This window comes from Lysinibacillus sp. FJAT-14745 (genome assembly GCF_001275675.1).
Classification (GTDB): domain Bacteria; phylum Bacillota; class Bacilli; order Bacillales_A; family Planococcaceae; genus Lysinibacillus.
Genome location: NZ_LITM01000006.1, coordinates 410,511 through 431,349, shown reverse-complemented (window position 1 = coordinate 431,349; position 20,839 = coordinate 410,511). Strand labels below are relative to the sequence as shown.

The 20,839-nt window shown below is 37.8% G+C and carries 20 protein-coding genes; 1 reads left to right on the top strand and 19 read right to left on the bottom strand.

The genetic code is table 11. The annotated features are described in order from the left end of the window. Nucleotides 1-262 precede the first annotated feature (262 nt). The gene (locus AMS59_RS12035) at nucleotides 263-1,159 is read left to right on the top strand and encodes a PhzF family phenazine biosynthesis protein (RefSeq protein ID WP_053483981.1); all 897 of its coding nucleotides are present in this window, start codon (nucleotides 263-265) and stop codon (nucleotides 1,157-1,159) included. 101 nt (nucleotides 1,160-1,260) lie between these two features. On the opposite strand, the gene AMS59_RS12030 is transcribed toward AMS59_RS12035, so the two are convergent. From AMS59_RS12030 to AMS59_RS11945, 19 genes are all read right to left on the bottom strand, one after another. Further along, on the bottom strand, nucleotides 1,261-1,608 hold the full coding sequence (locus AMS59_RS12030; protein WP_053483980.1) for a hypothetical protein: 348 nt from the start codon (nucleotides 1,606-1,608) through the stop codon (nucleotides 1,261-1,263). After that, nucleotides 1,601-1,939, bottom strand: coding sequence for a YolD-like family protein (locus AMS59_RS12025; RefSeq protein ID WP_053483979.1), 339 nt, complete (start codon nucleotides 1,937-1,939; stop codon nucleotides 1,601-1,603). The genes AMS59_RS12030 and AMS59_RS12025 overlap by 8 nt, the downstream gene beginning before the upstream one ends. A 57-nt stretch (nucleotides 1,940-1,996) precedes the next feature. After that, the gene (locus tag AMS59_RS12020; RefSeq protein WP_053483978.1) at nucleotides 1,997-3,253 is read right to left on the bottom strand and encodes a UV damage repair protein UvrX; all 1,257 of its coding nucleotides are present in this window, start codon (nucleotides 3,251-3,253) and stop codon (nucleotides 1,997-1,999) included. Between the two features lie 665 nt (nucleotides 3,254-3,918). Continuing rightward, nucleotides 3,919-5,463 (bottom strand): class I adenylate-forming enzyme family protein, encoded by a 1,545-nt coding sequence (locus tag AMS59_RS12015; protein WP_053483977.1) that lies wholly within the window; start codon nucleotides 5,461-5,463, stop codon nucleotides 3,919-3,921. 244 nt (nucleotides 5,464-5,707) lie between these two features. Further along, entirely contained in the window at nucleotides 5,708-6,079 is a 372-nt protein-coding gene (locus AMS59_RS12010) for an acyl-CoA dehydrogenase family protein (RefSeq protein ID WP_199777734.1), read from the bottom strand. Between the two features lie 65 nt (nucleotides 6,080-6,144). Continuing rightward, complete coding sequence (locus AMS59_RS12005) at nucleotides 6,145-6,918, bottom strand: enoyl-CoA hydratase/isomerase family protein (protein ID WP_053483975.1); 774 nt, start codon at nucleotides 6,916-6,918, stop codon at nucleotides 6,145-6,147. After that, complete coding sequence (locus tag AMS59_RS12000) at nucleotides 6,918-8,477, bottom strand: AMP-binding protein (RefSeq protein WP_053483974.1); 1,560 nt, start codon at nucleotides 8,475-8,477, stop codon at nucleotides 6,918-6,920. Before AMS59_RS12000 ends, AMS59_RS12005 begins: the two co-directional genes overlap by 1 nt. 124 nt (nucleotides 8,478-8,601) lie before the next feature. Continuing rightward, the gene (locus AMS59_RS26690) at nucleotides 8,602-9,561 is read right to left on the bottom strand and encodes a class I adenylate-forming enzyme family protein (RefSeq protein ID WP_255350011.1); all 960 of its coding nucleotides are present in this window, start codon (nucleotides 9,559-9,561) and stop codon (nucleotides 8,602-8,604) included. Then, entirely contained in the window at nucleotides 9,459-10,145 is a 687-nt protein-coding gene (locus tag AMS59_RS26685) for an AMP-binding protein (RefSeq protein WP_255350010.1), read from the bottom strand. The genes AMS59_RS26690 and AMS59_RS26685 overlap by 103 nt, the downstream gene beginning before the upstream one ends. Nucleotides 10,146-10,166: 21 nt before the next feature. Then, nucleotides 10,167-11,633, bottom strand: a complete 1,467-nt coding sequence (locus AMS59_RS11990; protein ID WP_053483973.1) for a hypothetical protein — start codon at nucleotides 11,631-11,633, stop codon at nucleotides 10,167-10,169. Between the two features lie 43 nt (nucleotides 11,634-11,676). Continuing rightward, a complete protein-coding gene (locus tag AMS59_RS11985) occupies nucleotides 11,677-12,057 on the bottom strand; it encodes a hypothetical protein (protein WP_053483972.1) in 381 nt (126 codons plus the stop codon). Between the two features lie 936 nt (nucleotides 12,058-12,993). After that, a complete protein-coding gene (locus AMS59_RS11980; RefSeq protein WP_053483971.1) occupies nucleotides 12,994-13,431 on the bottom strand; it encodes a MaoC/PaaZ C-terminal domain-containing protein in 438 nt (145 codons plus the stop codon). 36 nt (nucleotides 13,432-13,467) lie between these two features. Next, a complete protein-coding gene (locus tag AMS59_RS11975; RefSeq protein WP_053483970.1) occupies nucleotides 13,468-14,979 on the bottom strand; it encodes a long-chain fatty acid--CoA ligase in 1,512 nt (503 codons plus the stop codon). A gap of 211 nt (nucleotides 14,980-15,190) precedes the next feature. After that, complete coding sequence (locus tag AMS59_RS11970) at nucleotides 15,191-16,345, bottom strand: acyl-CoA dehydrogenase family protein (protein WP_053483969.1); 1,155 nt, start codon at nucleotides 16,343-16,345, stop codon at nucleotides 15,191-15,193. Nucleotides 16,346-16,368: 23 nt separating this feature from the next. Continuing rightward, entirely contained in the window at nucleotides 16,369-17,517 is a 1,149-nt protein-coding gene (locus AMS59_RS11965) for an acyl-CoA dehydrogenase family protein (protein ID WP_053483968.1), read from the bottom strand. Between the two features lie 212 nt (nucleotides 17,518-17,729). Continuing rightward, nucleotides 17,730-17,942, bottom strand: coding sequence for an acetyl-CoA carboxylase biotin carboxyl carrier protein subunit (locus AMS59_RS11960; RefSeq protein ID WP_053483967.1), 213 nt, complete (start codon nucleotides 17,940-17,942; stop codon nucleotides 17,730-17,732). Between the two features lie 260 nt (nucleotides 17,943-18,202). After that, a complete protein-coding gene (locus AMS59_RS11955; RefSeq protein ID WP_053483966.1) occupies nucleotides 18,203-18,517 on the bottom strand; it encodes a hypothetical protein in 315 nt (104 codons plus the stop codon). Next, nucleotides 18,514-19,878, bottom strand: a complete 1,365-nt coding sequence (locus AMS59_RS11950) for an acyclic terpene utilization AtuA family protein (RefSeq protein ID WP_053483965.1) — start codon at nucleotides 19,876-19,878, stop codon at nucleotides 18,514-18,516. The genes AMS59_RS11955 and AMS59_RS11950 overlap by 4 nt, the downstream gene beginning before the upstream one ends. Before the next feature lie 172 nt (nucleotides 19,879-20,050). After that, entirely contained in the window at nucleotides 20,051-20,836 is a 786-nt protein-coding gene (locus tag AMS59_RS11945; protein ID WP_053483964.1) for an enoyl-CoA hydratase/isomerase family protein, read from the bottom strand. Between the last annotated feature and the right edge of the window lie 3 nt (nucleotides 20,837-20,839).

The following is a 20,839-nucleotide window of genomic DNA, read 5'->3' as shown; positions in this document are numbered from 1 at the left end:
TTTTCACTTTTTTTCTATACTTTAATGGAAATTTATTGAATTTTTTGTGGTCAACCCCAAGTTATGGTGATGAACCTGTTTTTCGACAAAATTAAGCTATAACGTTAATTCAGATTAGAATTCTACAATTAACAAAAAGTTCACCCTTTACTTAATTGCATTCTATAGTATTCTTATTATACAACAAGATAGAAAATTCAGAAACTTACAACAAAATCACCGTACGGAGGAAACAATAAAAGTTTAGAAAGGAGTCAATAAGATGAGAGATATTAGAGTTTATCATGTAGATGCTTTTACAACAGAAAAATTTGGCGGTAATACTGCTGGTGTCGTGCTAGATGCTGATAAATTATCCGAAGTTGAGATGCAAAGTATCGCAAAAGAATTAAATTTACCGGAAACCGTATTTTTACTACCCTCCAATAATGAAGATATAGATTATAAAGTAAAATATTTCACTCCCACTGAAGAAATCAACTTTTGCGGACATGCAACTGTTGGATTAACGTGGCTTTTGGCTACTGAGTTTAGTCTTGCTGAGAAAAAGGAAGGTATAGTGCTTGGAACGAATATCGGTAGAGTACCGGTTGTATGGCATAAGGAACACGGAAAAGTTATGGATGTGGAAATGACGCAAGTAACGCCCAAAACACAAGATATCAATATTGATGTGGAAGAGCTTAGTCGACTAATCGGCGTCCATTCCGAAAGCATTGATTTAACTTATCCAATCAAGCTAGCAAATACCGGAAACTGGCATTTACTCGTTCCAATAAAAGATCAAATCGATATCGACAATGCAGTACCTGACTTAGCGGCGTTAGGGAAGCATAATAAAGAACATAATATCAGCACGACACATCTCTATACTTTTACTAACTTGCAAGAATATAAATTATATACTAGAGATTTTGCACCAGGGATTGGCATACCTGAGGATCCTGTAACTGGTGCAGCAAATGGTGCATTAGCAGGCTTCCTCTATTTAGAAGGCATTATTCCTCAAGGTGAAATAACACATCTTACAATCGCTCAAGGAAATGCGATAGGAAGACCTGGAACTCTTTATGTGACTGTTATTCCAAAAGAATCAGAACCAGTCATCAAAGTTGCAGGAGCTGCTATCATCACAATTCGAGGTATTTTAACTATCTAAACATATCAGCTTGAATTTGAGACTTTTTTATATTTCTTATTCAAGCTGATCGGCTCTTCTGCAATTTTCTTTATTTTCCGAGATAGGATTTCAAACCATCTCTACACACATTTGTTTAAACGGCTATGAATGAGCTCCTCTACCTGTGCTTTTAGAGCTTGATTGGCATAACGTAGCACTTCATCTTCGCCTGCTGTTTTGATGATTACATCGCTGAAATATTCATCAATTTTAACCCATTTTACAACGGCAATATTTTTCTTAGCTAAGACTCGCCTTTTATTGTAGAAATCATGTCTTATATTTTTTAATAAATCCTCTACAATATGGATGTAGATTTTGGACATTTTTAACTTTTCGAGCGATGAATAGTCTTGTTGTAATGACCTGATGGCCATATCTAATTTAATAAACTCATACAAAACACTACGATCCTCACCATTAATCATCAACGTCCACTACCCTTGCGTCTTGGATTTTATCAAATGCAATACGTTTGATAGCTACATTCGTCTCTAGTAACAATTCCTTTTTGACTGTATCAGTTCCTGTAATTAGTCCTGTTTCGCCTTGCAAATGATTGTTGTTCCACAGCGTTAATGTGATCCGTTTTTGCATTTTAAAAGCACGTTGTATCGTCTGTTCTATTTCCTCTAGTTCCCACTCGGTTAATTCTCTCTTTTTATCGTAAAATTGCTCTTGCTTCCACACTTTAATGAGGCCAAGATGCTCAGGAAGCATCATCGCCGTCCACTTCATTGATCCACGGTCACGTATCATCTAAACACTCCTCGAATTTTTAATCGTTCCTCTATCTCGTCTTATCTCATTCCCCCCTTACGCTAAGTGCCCACCTACTAAGCGATTACGTGTAATTGCTGTGCCAGCCTTTGTATAAGAAGCCGCCCTTAATAATGACACTGCTCCATATTTTCTTCGAATGGCATCCATAACGTGGCCAATTACTTGGCGTTGCTCCTTGCGCTCATCAAATAAATCCAATTGGATACTGTGCTCTGGTTCTAGATTCGTTATTCTAACTGACAATTGACATGCTGGCTCACCCGCAAAATGCTCATCCAGTAATTCCAGACAAATTTTATACATAACTAACGTTTCACTTGTTGGTACTGCAATCGTTCTAGAGCGGTGAAATCCTTTTGTCATAGCATTGCGACTATAGGAAAGCCCTAAGCTAATCGTACGGCCAACATACCCTGCTTCGCGCGTTCGCCTCATCACGTCCTCACACATTTCAAGTAACGCCACGGATATTTCTTTTCTTGTGTGGTAGTCACGCATTAACATCTGACCTTTCCCAAAGCTTAGAGCTGAGTTTTTAACTAGAGGCTCTCCAAGTGTGGAAAGATCAATGCCATGCGCATGGTGGTACAGTTGATTACCCATGATGCCGAATTTTCCCTCTAATTCATTTAAATCAGCAGTTGCCAATCCACCGACTGTTAATATCCCCATTGCATTTAACTTGGCTTCCATCTGTTTTCCGATACCCCACATCTCAGATAAAGGACGCACAGGCCAAAGTTTCGTTGGCACATCCTCGTAAGTCCACTTTGCAAAACCTGACTTTTTAGCTTCAAGGTCTAAAGCAAGTTTTGCCATCAGCATGTTAGGGCCCATCCCAATAGCACTTGGAATGCGAAACTGATCATATATCGCTTTTTGAATTTCCTTTGCTGTATCCTCAGGAGGTCCCCAGAGCTTTTCTGTTCCAGTTAGGTCCACCCAACTTTCATCGACACTATAAATATGGATGCACTCTGGCGGCACATACTTTGAAATAAGACGAGTGATAGCCATAGACATTTCAATGAAAAAACTCATCTTCGGTTCAAAAAGTTTTATGTCTGGATGCTTTGGTATTTCAAAACGACGATTTCCTGTTTTTATCTTGAATCGCTCCTTCATAGGTGGCGATGCAGCTAAGACAACGCTACCAGGTTGAGTGAAATTAGCTACGATGGCGATTGGGGTTGTCATGACATCTAAACCTTCAAGCATTGCCATGCAACTAGCGTAAAAGCTTTTCATGTCAATACATATAATGGAACGTTCAGGCAGATTTTCATGCATTAAATGATCCCTCGCTTTTTATAGACAACTGAAACAATAGCAAGAACATTATCGAGAATAAAAGTACGCTGTTGACTCTCTTAATTATTTTGATACACCTTTTCGTGATGACTCCAGACTTTGAAATGTACATCATATTTACTAACTGATTGTGTTGCATCCTTTTATTAACTGATCTTTCATTGTTTTCACTCTCCCTCTGCAACAAAAAGAACGTTCGTTCGTATATATTATACGCACAAACGTTCTGTTTTAGAAGTGGTAATTTTTAGATCGGTCCTTTTAATTGATCGAGAACTGATATTGAATAAGCAACACAACGCTACAGCAAGGCGAATGGTGCAAAATTAGAACAACGGGCAGAGCAAAAACAGCAAACGAAAAGATGAAAATAGAGGGCTAGCGAATAGTTTGCTAGCCCTTTTTCTATTATTCTATCCATTCTTTATTTTAAGATATAGAAACGATTCGTAGATTGAGAACTCACATAATACAAAACTTCGAACGACGCCATTATGTCGTTTTATATGCTGTCATGTTGTCAATCCCTCGTTCAAGATTACATCATAGACCTGCGTGAAAAGTGTTTTATATTGCCATATAAAATAAGGTTAGTGAAACAGATAGAGAAAAGGTGTTTTTATTGCTCCTACTAAGACTTCGTATTATTTCACTGTCAAATAAATTTTGTCATACATTGCACGTAGCTTTTGCTTTTGAATTTTCCCTGTAGAGGTCATCGGGAACTCATCTACTAAAATAATTTCCTTTGGAACTTGAAAACCAGCTAAATTCGCTTTACAGTAAGCATGAATCATTTCCTTCGTTACGCCGTCTTTCACCTTCACAAAGGATGTGACTGCTTCAATCCATACAGGATGCGGAAGACCAACAACAACAGCATTTTCAACATGCTCACAATTCAACAGCACTTGCTCGATTTGAATAGAAGCTACGTTTTCTCCACCTGTTTTAATCATATCCTTCTTACGATCAACGAAAACAATAAGTCCATCATCATCCATATAACCTAAATCTCCTGTATGATGCCAGCCGAATTTTCGTACTTCCGCTGTGGCATGCGGATTATTCAAATAACAGCTCATGACATTTGGACCACGATGAACAATTTCACCTACCATATGCTTTCCTAGTATATGACCCTCTTCATCCATAATCGCAGCATCATTAATGAGACTTGGCTCGCCCCAGTAACTCCCTACTTTTGTGAGCTGATATTGTGGCTTAAACACAACCGTTGCTGGGTACATTTCTGTTTGTCCAGTACCTAGGAAAAATTCAGCATTCAATTGTTCAATTCCCGTACGCAAAGTCGTTTGATCCATCGGAGCCATCGCATATAAGCATTTATTTAAGGAAGATAAATCATATTTTGAACGATTTGGATGGAAAATAAGCGCACGGTACATAATTGGTAATGCAAAAATAAACGTAATCTTCTCAGATTGAATCGTTTCAAAAAAGACGATTGGGTCGAACTTTTGCGATACGACAATTTTACCACCTACTAGTAAAAACGTTTGTAAAAATGCATGTTGTGCACAGTGAAAATAAGGCATAACCGCTATTATTCCATCATTAGCTTCTACCTTCATTTCTAATGCATTTGCCATACTAGACATATGCACAGCTATGTGAGAAATACAAACACCTTTAGGATTACCTGTTGTACCACTTGTAAACATAATTTGAGCAATGTCACGGTCTTCAATATGAACATTAGGCTCATCCATAGAGGCAGAGCTATAGGCCTTTGTAAAACAAGATGCCCCATCTGAGCGTGGTGTCACAAGTTGTTCATAAGGACTCATAATGGATGCATGCATCTTTAGTAACATAGCATCACCAATTACAAGACGTACATTGGCTTCTTGTAAAATATAATCAACTTCTGTTGTTGTTAAGCCTGGGTTTATGGGAACCCATACCAAGCCAGCTTTTTGAATGCCATACATCGCAATTATATGCTCATATGAATTTAAGCACAGCGTTGCAACTTTATCTCCTTTTTCCAAACCAAGATTTTCTGATAAATAATTTGCGACTTGATTTGTATGTGTATACATATTTTTATATGTGTAGCGTTTGTCACCGTCAATAACCGCCTCTTTGTTTCCAAACTTACTCGCTGTTCGTCGTATTACATCACCAATTGCTACTCTATTGATAATCGAAATTTGTTCTTTCACCTTATCGCCTCCTTGTTTTTTCCGATAAGCTGCTTCCCAATTACGTGAAAATCATCTGAACAATCTGTTTCAATCGTGCAATACATTTCTTTATCACGCCACAAACGCTGAACATCATACTCCATCATATAACCATTGCCACCGTGCACCTGCTAAGCTGTGTCAGTCACAAATGGAAGTATCTCTTTTGTACTAACCTTAAGTAGCGATGCTAACAAACTGAAATCCTCCCTGCCATATTCATCTAATACGCGATAGATAAAGTGTTTAAGTTTTCTCTCTCAATCGCTATATCGACTAATTTATGACGTACAACCTGAAACTGCGTTAATGGTCCGCCAAACTGAAACCGTTGCTGCGTATAGCTTGTCACACGTTCAAAGGCACATTGAACCGTTCCATAGGCAATGACGCTGTCTAATACATCATGACTAGCTCTCCAAATCTCCTGTTTCGATTCGTCAATATGAATCAATTGAATAGGTTCTACACGGTCAATGTTTATATTTGCTAGATTCGCCGTACGCCAACCGAGTCGATACACTTTTTTCCTATGTGTTACACCGATATTTTCCAAATTTACAACATAAATTGTCGAAGTTATATGATCTTGCAATAAGGCATAACTCGCCGCCGAATTATTCACATAATTCCGAAAATTCATTCCGATATATTTTAACCTTATGATCCTCTAAATTGTGGCTCCCTTTTTTCTGCAAATGCCGCAACACCTTCTTTTGCATCCGAACTTTCAAAAACCGCTTTAGCATACAAAATTTCTTTATGAAAGGCTTCTTCTATGGGTAAATTTAGTAGCTCAATTACTGCTTTTTTTGTGTTTTGAATTGCTAGTGGACCATTCTGACAAATAATATCAGCATATCTTTCTACTTCATTCATTAACTCTTCTTTAGGGACTACTTTATTGATGAGACCAATTTTTTCAGCTTTCTCTGCTGTAAGTTGTTCCCCAGTCAATAGTATTTCCATAGCTTGACAATATGGTATTTGTCTAGCTAAACGAACAAGAGATCCAGCAGCAGCCATAATCGACCATTTTGGCTCTGGTAACCCAAATATTGCATCTTCACTTGCAATACGAATATCTGTAGCCTGTAAAATTTCAGTCCCCCCAGCTAAACAATAACCGTTTACGGCTGCAATGATTGGTTTCCAGATTGGCACGTTTTTTAGAACAGCATCATTTAACAATTCGAAATCGAGTTGCCCATCAGATATAAGCGGAATAGTCTTTTTCAAATCCGCCCCAGAGCAAAAAGCCTTGTCACCCGCACCTGTTAAAATTATGACTCTTATATTATCGTCTGCTTGAGCCTCTTTGAAGTATTCTGCAAGTAATTGAAAACCCTCTGGTGTCATTGAATTCATCGCTTCAGGTCGGTTAAACGTAATATATGCTTTAACACCTTTTTTCTCAAATAAGACAGGTTTCATCAATACTCTTCCCCCACTTCATTCAGTGATTTTTTTCGTCGGTCCCACGTATTTATACTTACGTCACTATATTCTTTTTTCAAAATCGACTTTTGAATCTTTTGTGTTGTGGTTTTAGGTAAACTATCTCGAAATTCGATGTACCGCGGGATTTTATATTTAGCCATCGTAGTCTCACACCACTGAATGATTTTTTCCGGTTTTATTTGTACTCCCGGGTTAGTGACGATAAAAACTTTAATTTCTTCACCACGATCGTCATCAGGAATAGGAATTGCAGCTACTTCCCAAATCTCAGGATGCGATAATAATACCTGTTCTATTTCAGCCGAAGATATATTTTCCCCATTACGTCGGATGATATCTTTTTTTCTGTCTAGAAAATACAAATATCCATCCGAATCCATATATCCTATATCACCTGAATACATCCAACCATTTCGATAAGCCTTTTGAGTTTCTTCTACATTATTCCAGTACCCGAGTGTCAGTGATGGACCCGTGAAAATGATTTCTCCTGACTTAAGTGGCAATTGAGGGGTACCTAATTCATCCACAATCATGACTTTATGGTTTTCAAACGTTTTTCCACAGGATCCAATTTTGCGATTTCCAACTCGGTTAATTGTTCCAGCACCTTCTGTCATGCCGAACAACTCAATCATTTCCAAACCCCATCTAGTTTCATATTCTTCTATCTTTTTAGGGTTCGCCTGTGCTCCTACCGCTAAACGTAGTGTGTTATGCTTTTCCTCTTCAGAGACTGTCAATTTTGATAATAATGGTAAAATAGATCCTAAATAAAAGAAAACGGTTGCTTTAAATTTATCTATCTCTTGCCAAAATAAGTTCGGTTGAAATTTATCTAAAAGAACAATACTCGAACCTGAAACGAGGGATGCAGTTACGGTAAGTATTTGAGCGTTCATGTGAAAGAGAGGTAAGTAGGTTAATAGGCGATCTGTTTCATTAAACTTCACTGCCTCAACTGCGGACTTTGCCAAATGAAAGTAGTATCTATGTGGGCACATAACCCCTTTCGGATTACCTGTAGTGCCTGATGTATATAAAATTGAGGACAAATCATTTTCGTCAGGTATTTCACAATCCAAATAACTCGTTTTCTCTAATAAACTTTCCATAGAAATCCAGCCATTTTGAGATGCACCTGTAGTAATAGTAAATATTATCGACTGACATTCTGATACCGCTGGATTTAATACTTCTTTTATAGCATCATCCTCACCAATTAAACCTACAACTTCACTATCATTCAAGATAAAAGAAACTTCCGTTTTTTTTAGTGAAGTATTGATAGGGACCATAATTGCGCCAATTCGATTTAAGGCAAACCAAGTATATAAAAACTCCGGTTTATTTCGAAGATACAAAGCCACCCTATCCCCTTTAGTAATACCTATGGAATAAAGTGAATACGTTAAAGCGTTCACACGTTCATACAAATCTTTATAGGTCAAAGTCTCACTACTCGTAAATAAATACTCTTTATTTGGTGTATGACTAGCATGATAATCTAATAATTGATTTATTTGATACAATTTTTTAACCTCCTTTTTCTTTCTCCTTTACAATGGAACATATATAAAACAACCTCACGAAAAGTAAATATTCCCTTTGCTAAAATTAAATCTCCATATACTCATTTTGAATAACTATAAAAATTCAACTAAATTGTTCTCTCAATATAAACTTTTGAATTTTCCCTGAAGGAGTTCTAGGAAGTTCATCTACAAAAATAATTTGCTTTGGTTTTTTGTAACCTGCGATTTTTTCATCTATAAATGCTAAAATTTCTTTTTCAGTTACTACCTCACCTTGTTGTAAAACGATTATTGCGCATACTACCTCGATATATTTTGGATCTGGAATACCAATTACAGCTACATCATGTATAGCCGTATGCCGAATTAGTACGTCTTCAACCTCTACCGCATAAATATTTTCACCACCGCTGCGAATCATATCTTTTTTTCGGCCAGATATAGTTAAGTATCCATCCTTATCCAAATATCCTAAGTCTCCAGTATGACACCACCCATTCACAAATGTACTCGCTGTCTCTTCTGGTTTCCCCCAGTATCCCATTGATACTGACGGACTCTTAATGCAAACTTCTCCTACATTTCCATGACTCAAAACATTTCCTTGATCATCCACAATTTTAATTTCTGTGAACGGCATTGGCTTCCCTACTGAATGTCCTTTCAATTCCACATCTTGTGGATCTAACGATGCTGCTACAGGGGTCCCCTCTGTAAGCCCATAAACTTGCACAAAATCAATATGTGGAAATAAGTCATGTAATTGTTCAATTGCCCAAGGTACAACGGGGTCTCCCCCTGAAAAAATCCGCTTCAAGCTTGTAAAATCATAAATAGAAAGATCCCTTACATTTAGCATGTTATATACCATAAAGGGAAAAAGTAAAATATCTGTCACTTTTTCTTGTTCGACAGTAGACAATACTCTCTCAATATCAAATCCCCCACTACTTGTTAGTATCACTGTTCCGCCCATCACTAAAACGGATAACGAAATATCTTCCATCGCTCCAACATGATAAAGAGGTCCCGTTGACATTGTGATAGATTGTTCATTAATTCCCCATTTGAGTATTTGCATATTTGCAAACCATAACGTATTTTCATGTGACCAAAGCGACCTTTAGGTCGACCTGTAGTACCTGATGTATACATCAACATGACCGGATCAGATTTATCAATGTCTATTCCTATAACTTCGGATGGACTACCTTTTTCTAATACATCCCAACTATTTGTCCAGTTTGCGGAAGTAATATTCTCATTTTCAAGGCATACATACTCTCTTACTTTAATTGAACTTTTAATAAGTTCTATTTTGTCTTGAAGACTTGAATGAAGACAAAGGATTTTAGTTCCAGAATCATTTAAAATATATTTAAACTCTTCACTAGATAATCTAAAATTTATTCTAACTGCGATTGCACCTAGCTTTGCGGTTGCAAAATAAAGAGCAAAATACTCGAGGCAGTTATATAAAAGGATCCCTACTCTATCACCTTTTACAATGCCCATTTGTTGTAGTGAATGAGCATATTGATTTGAAATTCGATTTAGATCACCATATGTCCAAGTTTCATTGGACTCTAATTTTAATGCGATTTTTTCAGGAGATATTGTTTGAATCCTACTTTCAACTCTATTAACTAAATAGCCTACGTTCATTTTGAAATCCCTCCTATTCAATTAGCCTTCCATAGCATCGAGCAACTCTTTATCTAACTCCACATTTGACTGTTGAGTCATTAGAGAAACGGTGATAAATACAATAATTGACACGGAAAATGCAACTGCACCAATGATTACCCCAGGTGGGAGTAAGATAACCCCATATTTCGCGCAAATCTCTAATACAAAATTTAATACCAATCCAACGCTTATACTTGAGACAGCTCCATATTTCGTTGCCTTTTTCCAAATTAGTCCCAATACTACAGCAGGGAAAATGGCAGATGCGAAAGTTCCCCAACCAAATACCCCTAATAACGCTACCAATGTATCCATATAAAAAGAGAATAGAGTTGAAATAACAAGTAAACCAACCACCGCTATTCTATTCCATAACAATTCATTTTTCACTTTAATATTAAATGCTTTTGGTATATCTCTTGTTAAACTCGAAGCACCTAAAGTTACAAAACTTGAACCGGTAGACATGATGGCTGCCAGTAATCCTGCAATTACTAGACCACCTACAACCGGAGAAGTAAAATGTGTAATAAATACTGTTAATGCCTCATCTGGTGAGGTTAATTCCGGAAAATCCCCTTTAACATAAAGAGAACGAGCAGATAGCCCAATTCCTATAACTAATAGAGTACTAAGTGTATAGGCAAACCCCGCTGTGAATGCTCCCCATTTTAATTGCTTCTGATCTCTTACCATTAAAAACTTTGTTATAAAATGGGGTTGACCAGCGGCTCCAAAACTAAATAAAAAGATCCAGCAAGCAATAGAAACCATTGAAAAAGTTCCAAATGGAGAAGCCAATAATGGATCGAAGCTTTTTAAATTCTCAGTAATACTCTGAACACCGCCACCTACATTTAGTGCCATGAAAAAAATAAAGACGGAAACAACAACCATAATGACCCCTTGAAATAGATCCGTATATACACCTGCTAAAATGCCTCCACCTACGCAGTAGAATCCTAAAATGGCAAGTCCAATCAAAGCTCCAACTATTGGAGTTACACCAAATATCGTATGCATAATAATGCCCATCGCCTGAACTTGTGTTCCAAGATAGCCAATTACTCCAAGAGTAACTGCTAATCCAATCCATCCCCTTACGGCTTTACTGTTATATCTTCTTTCCACTACATCACCAAGTGTATATATTTCTCCTAGTTCTCCAACTTTCCACATTCTTTTTCCAACTAAAAACCAAGTTAATGCAAAGCCTAAAGGAGCTGCAATTCCGACCCCAGCTAGAAACCCCATTCCTCCAGAGAATGTTAACCCTGTCCCACCTAACATTCCAAAACCACTTTGAATAGAAGAAAATGCAGCAATAGCCATGACGAACATTCCAAGGTTTTTGCCTGCAATTAAAAAATCACTAGTTGTTTTGGTCTTTCCAGTAGCCCAAACCCCAATCAAAACGCAAATTAGTAAATATATAACTGCAATAATAATAATTGTACTATTCACTTCTCCCACCCCTTATTGTCAGATTCGCCAACCCAATGTAATATTAATTGTTTAACGTTTCCTCTTTTGAGAAGGTCCATGCGTATAATAAACAAATTAAATTTGCTAACGGCCAAATACCAAGTATATATAAAGCCATACTTGGAGTTAGTCCAAATATATATTTACTTCCTCCTGTAGGTGTGTCGATTGTCATAATATCCAACCATGCATATAAAATGATATATACAATTACAACTGACACTGGAATCCACATTTTCCGAGGATTTTGTTTTACATTTTTCAAAATCCCAAATAAAATAGCAATGCCAATTACGATTAAATAGGGGTAAAGAATGAATCGCCATGAACCTGTTATCGTCCCAATAAAAGTTATAATTACAAGACTTAGAAGTGTGTAGATGAGCTTATCGATAAAAGACATATTTCGAACCCTCCTCGTATTTTTACAAATCAAAAATTATCCATCATAAATGTTTTTCAACAAAGTTTGTGGTCCGATAAATACTTTTTTAACATGAATGACATAACTCATCAGGTGTATTGATTAACCATTTTTATACATTCGAAGAGGTTGATTTCCGCTACGGGCTACTCGCTTTGTTGCTGACGCTTCGCTTTCGCACAGAGCAAAGCTTCCTGCGGGCGAGCGTCGAGCCGCTTCCTCCGCTTCGCTCCGTGCAGGGTCTCGGGCCAGCACGATGTTGGTCACGAAGGCGTTATCACAGGATGTGATGGTTTTAGCCTTCGTTCCTCTATCGCTTTCCCGCGGGAGTCGAGTAGCCCTACGCTACAATCAGTTAAAATGGAAATATATTGGCAAAGTGGTAATGGAAAAATCCTTTTATCGCTCAATAATAAACCTATTTTTTCCTAATCAACACGCCTGATAACTCATTTCTAATTACTTCACCGATTTCTCCATATGCAAGATATTTAATAAAATGATAGTTTGTTAATGACTCGATATTCTAGGTGTCATCGGTACTTAGAACCTCCTCAAATAAGATTCCATTATTCGAAAGTTACTTATTATCCGCCTATAAAGTCAATAATAAATAAGGGCTCTTTTAACTATATTTCAGCCCTTATATTCCATACTTCATCATTACCATTAACATCCATATAATCGAGATTCATATTTTTAAAATCCTTCGTTCATTTTTCCAATTCATCTAGCTATATTCTTATCTGAAATACTCTTTTTACTTCCCGTAGCTTGCTTCAAGACCACTTCGAGCATCTATTTGAATCCTATATTTTGGAACAGGATTGTTGACTTAACCTTTCTAACTCTTCCAATCCTTTTACCAAACCCTCGACTACATCTCCCCATTTAACACCAATATTTTCCCCCTAACTATCTCTCTTTATTTACCAACACCTTTATTACCCCAGTCGTCACAGGCTCACCTGTTTGTTTAACAATTTTTTGATTACATGTTACAACACCTGTACCATTTCCTTTGTCTAGTAAATCAGTTACTTCTAGTTCTACATGAATCGTATCATCTATGAATGTTGGATGAATAAAACGAAGATTTTCTATCCCATAAAAAGCGACTATGATATCCGGGTCCATTACTTGAAGCCCAGTTGCAACTGATAAAATAAGCATTCCATGCGCAATCCTTTGTTTAAAAGGAGTGTTCTTTTCCGCATATTCCTTATCAGTATGAAGCGGGTACCAATCTCCGCTAAATGCAGAAAACATTACGATATCTGATTCCGTTATAGTACGACCTCTAGAGCACCATGTTTCATTAACTTCAAAGTGTTCAAATTTTTTATTAAACATTTTATCAGCTCCCTTTATTTCCGAATTTTCAGTTTTCTAAATTCGTAAATTTGTTTTTAATACTTTTCCAGTTGCATTTCTAGGTAATTCCTCAACCAATTCAATTTGCTTTGGAATTTTAAAATGGGCCAACTTTCCTTCGCAAAATTTGCGTACATCCAGTAAACTCATTTGCTCATTCGTGTTCTTCAAAGCAATAACCGCTTTCACAGATTCACCCCATTTTTCATCTGGATATCCTACAACAGCTACCTCTTTTATATTTGGATGACGGAATAATACTTGCTCAACCTCAATAGGATAGACATTTTCTCCTCCAGTAATTATCATATCTTTCATACGATCTACGATATAGAGAAAGCCCTCTTCATCCTGTTTAGCAAGATCCCCAGTATAAAACCACCCATTTCTAATTGCATCTCTTGTTGCTTTCGGCTTATTCCAATATTCGATAAAGATATTAGGTCCCTTCACAATTAACTCTCCAACTTGCCCAACCGGTACCTCTTTATCAAATATATCTACAATTTTAATATCCGTATGCATCGGAGCTTTTCCTACTGAACCATTTTTCCTCATACTATTATCACTATCAAGTACGCAGACCATAGGGGCCGTTTCTGTTAACCCGAATCCTTCAAAGAATGGGATGCCTCGCTTCTGGAAAAATTCAATAATTGTGAGTGGACAAGGTGCCCCACCCGAGATATTAAATTTTAAAGAACTTAAATCATATTGATCTAATTTCGTGTATTGTGTAATGGCAAGCCACATTGCAGGGACTAGAAACAATGATGTTATTTTTTCTCGTTCAATGACCTCTAACGTAGATTGCGGATCAAATTTGTCCTGCAATACTACCGTCCCACCTCTATACAATAAGGGTGTAGTAAATATATTCATCCCGCCGATGTGAAACAATGGTGCTACTCCTAAAGTAATCAAATCTTCACCAATCGGTAAGCTATTGAGACAATTTATAGCATTCCATTGTGTATTACCATGTGTTAAAACTGCTCCTTTTGGTCTTCCAGTCGTTCCTGATGTATACATCATCATATGTGCATCATTTAAACCTATTACATACTCTGTCTCATCGTTATTTGCTTGAATGAGAAGTTTTTCAAAATCTAAGTCCTTTTCAGTTTGATTTTCGCCAACGCGAATAAAAAAATGTATTTGCGATGTCCTTGATTTCAGCCCATCCACAATAGTTTCAAGTCGATCATCATAAATAAAAATAATCCCACCTGAATCATGAACAACATATTCGACTTCATCAACACTTAATCGGTAATTAATCGGTACAAAAATCGCACCTATTTTTGCACAAGCAAACATCGCTTCCATTAATTCATTTCTGTTAAAGAGCAATGCATTAACTCGATCACCCTTTCTTACGCCGAGATTCACTAGGGAATTGGCCAATCTATTCACTCTGTCATTCAATTCTCGATAAGTAAATCGTTTGTCATTGTAGATGATTGCAGTTTTTTCTGCTTTGCACTCACTATGCTTAACAAGCCAAGAACCGATGCCATTTATCATAAAATATATAATTCCCCTTTCTACTATTACATCAGATTTATCCCTATAAATAACGCTTCAAATTGTTTACGTAGTTTTTGTTTTTGACATTCCGCTTTGTTGACATTGGAAAGTCGGTGAACAATCACAACCAATTAAATACTTAGTGAAACAGTTGATAGCACGATTATCTACAGAAAAATCTTCCAGCGTTTTCATGTACTATACTTTTTTAATTCGACGTAATTTGAAGTTTTTTTGTTAATATTTCATTCATGATTTGTGTTGTTCCTCCTCCGATAGATTGAATGCGTGCATCACGCCAATAGCGTTGAATAGGATAATCCATCATATAACCATTTCCGCCGTGAATTTGAAGGGCTTGGTCACATACTCTACTTACCATTTCTGCCGCATATGCTTTTGCCATTGTTGCTTCAGTTGTTACATCGTTGCCTTTGTCATATTGATAAATCGCTCGATACGTAATATGTCTTGCTTTTTCAATTTCAACGGCCATATCTACCATCTTATGTCGAAGTACTTGAAATTGAGTTAGTGGTCCGCCGAATTGTAATCGCTCTTTACTATATCGAATAGTCTCTTCTAGTGCTTTTTCGGCTAGTGTAATACTAGAAAGAGCCATCGTTAATCTTTCCCATTGGAAATTAATCATTACATATTTAAATCCTTCATTCACAGTACCAATCAAATTCTCTTTAGGTACTTTTATATTTTCAAAAAACAATTCACCCGTATCAGATCCATGCCAGCCCAATTTTTCAAGTTTCTTTCCTACAGAGAAACCTTCCCAATCTGTTTCTACTATTAAAAGGCTCATACTACGATGCCCTGGACCATCAGCAGTTTTTGCAGCTACAATTACATAGTCAGCGTTAACCCCATTTGTAATAAAAGTTTTTGAACCATTTAAGAGATAATGATCACCTTTATCTACCGCTCTTGTAGTTATTGAAGACACATCACTTCCAGAATTCGGCTCAGTTATACCTAATGCGGCAATTTTTTTTCCTTCAATTCCAGGTTTCAAGTATTTTATCTTCTGCTCATCATTACCAAAACGCCAAAGAGGAGTTAATGCAATCCCGATATGAGCAACAATTGAAGCACCTATCCCACTCGATCCGCACTTCGTTAGCTCTTCATTAAAAATAGCATCCATTATAAGATCGGACCCTGCACCTCCGTACTCTACTGGAAACTTAGTCCCCAAGTACCCTAATTGCCCCAGTCTTTCAAATATACTTCTCGGAACCTCTCCCGCTACTTCCCATTCGCCAACAAATGGAACGATTTCCCTTTCTACAAATTTCCTTATTGAATTACGAAACATGTTATGTTCTTCATTAAACATCCAGTGGGCCATATTATCACTCCCTTTTTTCTAACTTACAGGCCTATTTGTTTCGATATGATTTCTTTCATAATCTCATCTGCTCCAGCACCAATACGATGAAGTCTAGTGTCACGCCAAATCCGTTGAATAGGATATTCTGACATATAGCCATTTCCACCAAATATTTGGAGCGCTCTATCTGCTACCCAATGAGCCATTTGCGCGGCTGCAAGTTTTGACATTGAAATTTCTTTACTCGGTACTTCACCATTTGCAAAACGATATGCCGTCGCATATGTCAATTCCTTGCATATTTCTATTTCCGTTTTCATTTCTACGAGTAGATGGGCAATCACTTGAAAATTAGCGATTGGTTGTTTAAACTGCCGTCTCGTTTTTGCATATTGATATGCAAGATTATATGCATATTCCGCCATACCGATTGATCCTGCAGCAGAAATCATTCGTTCCCCTTGTAGCTCCCACATAATATAAGAGAAGCCCTTACCTTCTTCTCCAAGTAAATTAGCATCAGGTACTCTAACATTGTCAAAAATCAGTTCGGCAGTATCTGATGAGCGCATGCCCACTTTGTCAAGCTTTTTACTAACAGAAACACCAGGACTGTCAAGATCCACTAAAAATAAACTGATTCCTTTATAACCCGGTTCATCTGACGTTCTTGTAACGAGTGTAATAAAATCAGCACGTGTACCATTCGTTATAAACATTTTAGAGCCATTTATTATCCATTCGTTGCCTTCCTTTCGTGCCCGTGTCTCTATGGAAGCAACGTCTGAACCATGATTTGGCTCAGTTATCCCAATCGCAGCAAGCTTATCACCTTTTATCGCTGGTTTTAGAAATCGTTCTTTTTGATCGGCACTTCCAAATTGAGCAATTGGAGGTGTCGCCATGTCAGTTTGCACTGCGATTGCCATTGGGAAACCCCCACAGCCGCATTTTGCAAGTTCTTCTGCAAATACAATACTAGTAAAATAGTCTCCGCCTTGTCCTCCAACTTCCTCAGAATAACGTAGTCCAAGAAAACCGAGATCACCCATCCGTTTTAATATTTCTATTGGAAATTCACCCGCAGATTCCCATTCTTCAACAAATGGTTTAACCTCTTTATCTACGAAATTACGGATAGTTTTACGGAGCAGTTCATGTTCTTCGGTAAAGTAAGGTTCATATGCCATACCTAGACCTCCCATTCTCAATTACTTAAATTCAGCATCTAATTTAATATTTTGATTGCCAGCCCAAGCTAGTTAGTAAAAACAATCTCCACTTTTATCATTTCTGCTGATTGTCGATTCCTCAGTGAAGCAAAAAAACAAACGACTTCAGCTACACAACCTTCTCCTAAGCTCAATTCAAAGTTATGTCATGTAGATAAAGAACTTTTTAACTAATTTCCAAGGAGAATTACAACCTCTTGTTCTTGCACGAAGTCACCTTCGGCCACTTTGATTTCTTTGACGACTCCAGTTACTGTTGCTTCGATTGGAATTTCCATTTTCATTGACTCTAAAATAATTAGTACGTCCCCTATTGATACTGTATTGCCTTCACAAACTTCTATTTTCCAGACACTTCCGCTCATCGGTGATACTATTTCCATTAGTTTCTCCCCCTTATTTTCCAATCCATTCGGGTTTTCTTCTTTCTAAAAATGCGAATGCATCTTCTTTTAAATCTTTACTTTAGAAAGATACTCATCCTCAATGTCGATAAATAATCGAAAGACTTCATAAAATCCATTTGCTCTGTATTAAAATAAGCCTCTAAGCCGTTCTTGAACAAATAGTGTAATTTCTGTTGCCACAAATGCGCTTACCTCTTGATGTAACTCTTCATGTTCAGCTGTAAAATACCCCATTGTTATCCCCCGCGTATTTCCATACGCATTAAATTACTTGCAAAACACTTCCCTAAATTATCAACACGAAGCGATGCCGATCCTCCTCCATCTAGCGCTTCACTTAATACAAAATTTAACCCATAAATTGTTGGTACTTCATAACGCTTAACCTCACCAAATACAAGGTCTTTAAAATGAGCTGCTACTCGCTCTGGTGTTACTTGATCAAGAAGTATGTCGTAATCCTTTGCATCCTTCGCAAATACAGCAATGTTGACCTTATTTCCTTTATCACCACAGCGGGCATTTGCGATTGTTCTTAATTGTATCGTCATGAAACCACCTCCAGCTTCACTTGCACATGCTGCTCTACTAGTTGACGATTCACTAACGTTGACCACATGCCTAACAATTGTCTCGGTGGAATCGTAAAGAAGCCCGCTAATGACGGTGGTCCATTTAATGCTAATGGCGGCAAATACCTTTGAATCGCTTGCGCTAATGGTCTTGATTTTGCCTTTACGACAATACGCAAATAAATTTCATTTATATCCTCTGACGGGGGCGTCGCTAAGGGTCCATGCAATGAATTATAGCCAACATAATCAAATTGCAGCTTTTCAAACGGATTGCCTTGCATTTCAATTTTTTGCATAACGATTTCTTGCGCCTTTTGAGCTTTTTTATAGGCATCTGGCCAGCTATAGCCCATTAAAGATTGGCCTAAAAAACCATCCTCATAGCCCATCACCACCTTTAAAGTTGATGGTGCAGGCTTCCCTTTAATACCTGTAACACGTACTGTATTGGGCGCGACTTCTGTTAACGTAACCTCTGATAAATCAACAACAACATCCGGTGTTATATAAGCTGACGGATCATGAATTTCATACAGTAGCTGCTCACGAACAGTATCGAATGACACAAGTCCACCTGCTTCTTCTATCTTCGTAATCATAAATTCGCCAGATTCCTCGACTTCTGCAATTGGGTAACCGATAGATTCCATGCTAGGAATCCCTTCCCAATCACCACTGTAATTGCCTCCCGTCGATTGCGCAGAGCATTCAAGTAGATGCCCCATCATAATGCCAGCCGCTAGCTTATCCCATTCATCCTTAGTCCAACCGAATTCATAAATAAGCGGTGCTAAAAACTGAGCAGGGTCAGTTGTGCGACCGGTAATAACAATTTGCGCCCCTTCCTGTAAGGCCTCTACAATTGGCCAAACACCTAAATAGGCATTTGCAAAGAGCCAGTTTTTATCTTCTAATACTAATGGCTCTTTTGTATCTGCATGAGATAAATCCATGCCTTGCTCATACCAAGCAGGCAATGTCTCTAGTACATTATCCCCCGTCACCACAGCAATCTTTAAGCCGTCCATCCCAAGCTCCTTGGCAATCCGCATAACCTCATCTTTCGCAGCTATTGGATTAATGCCCCCAGCATTCGTTAGTAGCTTGATACCTTTTTCCTTCACAAACGGTAAAAGGCATGTTATAGAATTCGTTAAATCTTTTGTATAACCATGTGATGGATTTTTAGCATGATCCTTCGCTAAAATGGCCATTGTCAGCTCGGCTAAACAATCGAAACATAAATATTGTACGTCACCATATTTTGCTGTTAAAATAGCAGGCTCGATCGTATCACCATAGAAGCCTTGCGCTGCACCAATTCGAACTTTTCTCATTGCTTCACCCTCTTTTATTCGATTCTAAGTAAGATGTCATCTTCTTGTACGAAGTCTTCTGGCTTTATCCGGATCTCCTTTACTCAGATTCAATCGGAATTCCTACAGCAACTGCTAACTTCCAAACAACTTCACTAATTGGAGATAAAATATTCATAGTTAACTACTCCTTTTATTTTCCTGTCCAATTTGGTTGTCGTTTCTGCAAAAATGCTTGTGCACCTTCCTTTAAATCTGCACTTTTAAAGCTCACTAGACGCATAGTCGCTAAATAGGTCATCGCATCACCTACATCCATTTGTGCTGTTTTTTCAAATGCTGTTAGTGCCATTTTCACAGCAAGTGGACTATAACTAGCTAACTTTTTCGCCCAATTTAGAGCCCGTTGTTGTAGCTCTTCTGCTGGAACGACTTCGTGCAATAACCCGTAGCGAAGTGCCTCCTCGGCAGATAATACACGTGCACTTAGCATTAACTCCATCATTTGACGTTCACCAACAGCTCGGCGTACTAGCGGTAAAATTACATATGGTACAAGTCCTAGCTTAAGCTCTGTTAGGCCAAGTTTAGCGTGTTCACTACCAATAGCGATATGACAAAGCGCCGCAATACCAGTTCCACCACCAAGTGCTGCTCCATTAATGGCGCCAATAATCGGCTTCTTCATCACATCTCGTAGTTGAAAGAGCCGTGTGCTTTGTAAGCCATCCTCATACAACGTTGGCACATCCATTTCTAAAAAAGACTGAAACTCTGCTAAATCGCCACCTGCACAAAAGCTCTTGCCAGCGCCGGTAATAATAATCGCCGCAATATATGAAAGTTCATTTGCCGTCTCAAATGCATGTACAAGCTCTTCTGTTAATTGCGTAGATAATGCATTATGTGACGTTGGATCATTGAGTGTAATCGTTACAATCGCGCCATCTTCCTGCCAGACTATTTTTTCATATATCATGAC

What these genes read in the sequence shown, in the direction of transcription:
- AMS59_RS12035 (WP_053483981.1), top strand. Translation starts at nt 263, where the DNA reads ATGAGAGATATTAGAGTTTATCATGTAGATGCTTTTACAACAGAAAAA.
- AMS59_RS12030 (WP_053483980.1), bottom strand. Translation starts at nt 1,608, where the DNA reads ATGATTAATGGTGAGGATCGTAGTGTTTTGTATGAGTTTATTAAATTA.
- AMS59_RS12025 (WP_053483979.1), bottom strand. Translation starts at nt 1,939, where the DNA reads ATGATACGTGACCGTGGATCAATGAAGTGGACGGCGATGATGCTTCCT.
- AMS59_RS12020 (WP_053483978.1), bottom strand. Translation starts at nt 3,253, where the DNA reads ATGCATGAAAATCTGCCTGAACGTTCCATTATATGTATTGACATGAAA.
- AMS59_RS12005 (WP_053483975.1), bottom strand. Translation starts at nt 6,918, where the DNA reads ATGAAACCTGTCTTATTTGAGAAAAAAGGTGTTAAAGCATATATTACG.
- AMS59_RS26690 (WP_255350011.1), bottom strand. Translation starts at nt 9,561, where the DNA reads ATGCAAATACTCAAATGGGGAATTAATGAACAATCTATCACAATGTCA.
- AMS59_RS26685 (WP_255350010.1), bottom strand. Translation starts at nt 10,145, where the DNA reads ATGAACGTAGGCTATTTAGTTAATAGAGTTGAAAGTAGGATTCAAACA.
- AMS59_RS11985 (WP_053483972.1), bottom strand. Translation starts at nt 12,057, where the DNA reads ATGTCTTTTATCGATAAGCTCATCTACACACTTCTAAGTCTTGTAATT.
- AMS59_RS11980 (WP_053483971.1), bottom strand. Translation starts at nt 13,431, where the DNA reads ATGTTTAATAAAAAATTTGAACACTTTGAAGTTAATGAAACATGGTGC.
- AMS59_RS11975 (WP_053483970.1), bottom strand. Translation starts at nt 14,979, where the DNA reads ATGATAAATGGCATCGGTTCTTGGCTTGTTAAGCATAGTGAGTGCAAA.
- AMS59_RS11970 (WP_053483969.1), bottom strand. Translation starts at nt 16,345, where the DNA reads ATGGCCCACTGGATGTTTAATGAAGAACATAACATGTTTCGTAATTCA.
- AMS59_RS11965 (WP_053483968.1), bottom strand. Translation starts at nt 17,517, where the DNA reads ATGGCATATGAACCTTACTTTACCGAAGAACATGAACTGCTCCGTAAA.
- AMS59_RS11960 (WP_053483967.1), bottom strand. Translation starts at nt 17,942, where the DNA reads ATGGAAATAGTATCACCGATGAGCGGAAGTGTCTGGAAAATAGAAGTT.
- AMS59_RS11955 (WP_053483966.1), bottom strand. Translation starts at nt 18,517, where the DNA reads ATGACGATACAATTAAGAACAATCGCAAATGCCCGCTGTGGTGATAAA.
- AMS59_RS11950 (WP_053483965.1), bottom strand. Translation starts at nt 19,878, where the DNA reads ATGAGAAAAGTTCGAATTGGTGCAGCGCAAGGCTTCTATGGTGATACG.
- AMS59_RS11945 (WP_053483964.1), bottom strand. Translation starts at nt 20,836, where the DNA reads ATGATATATGAAAAAATAGTCTGGCAGGAAGATGGCGCGATTGTAACG.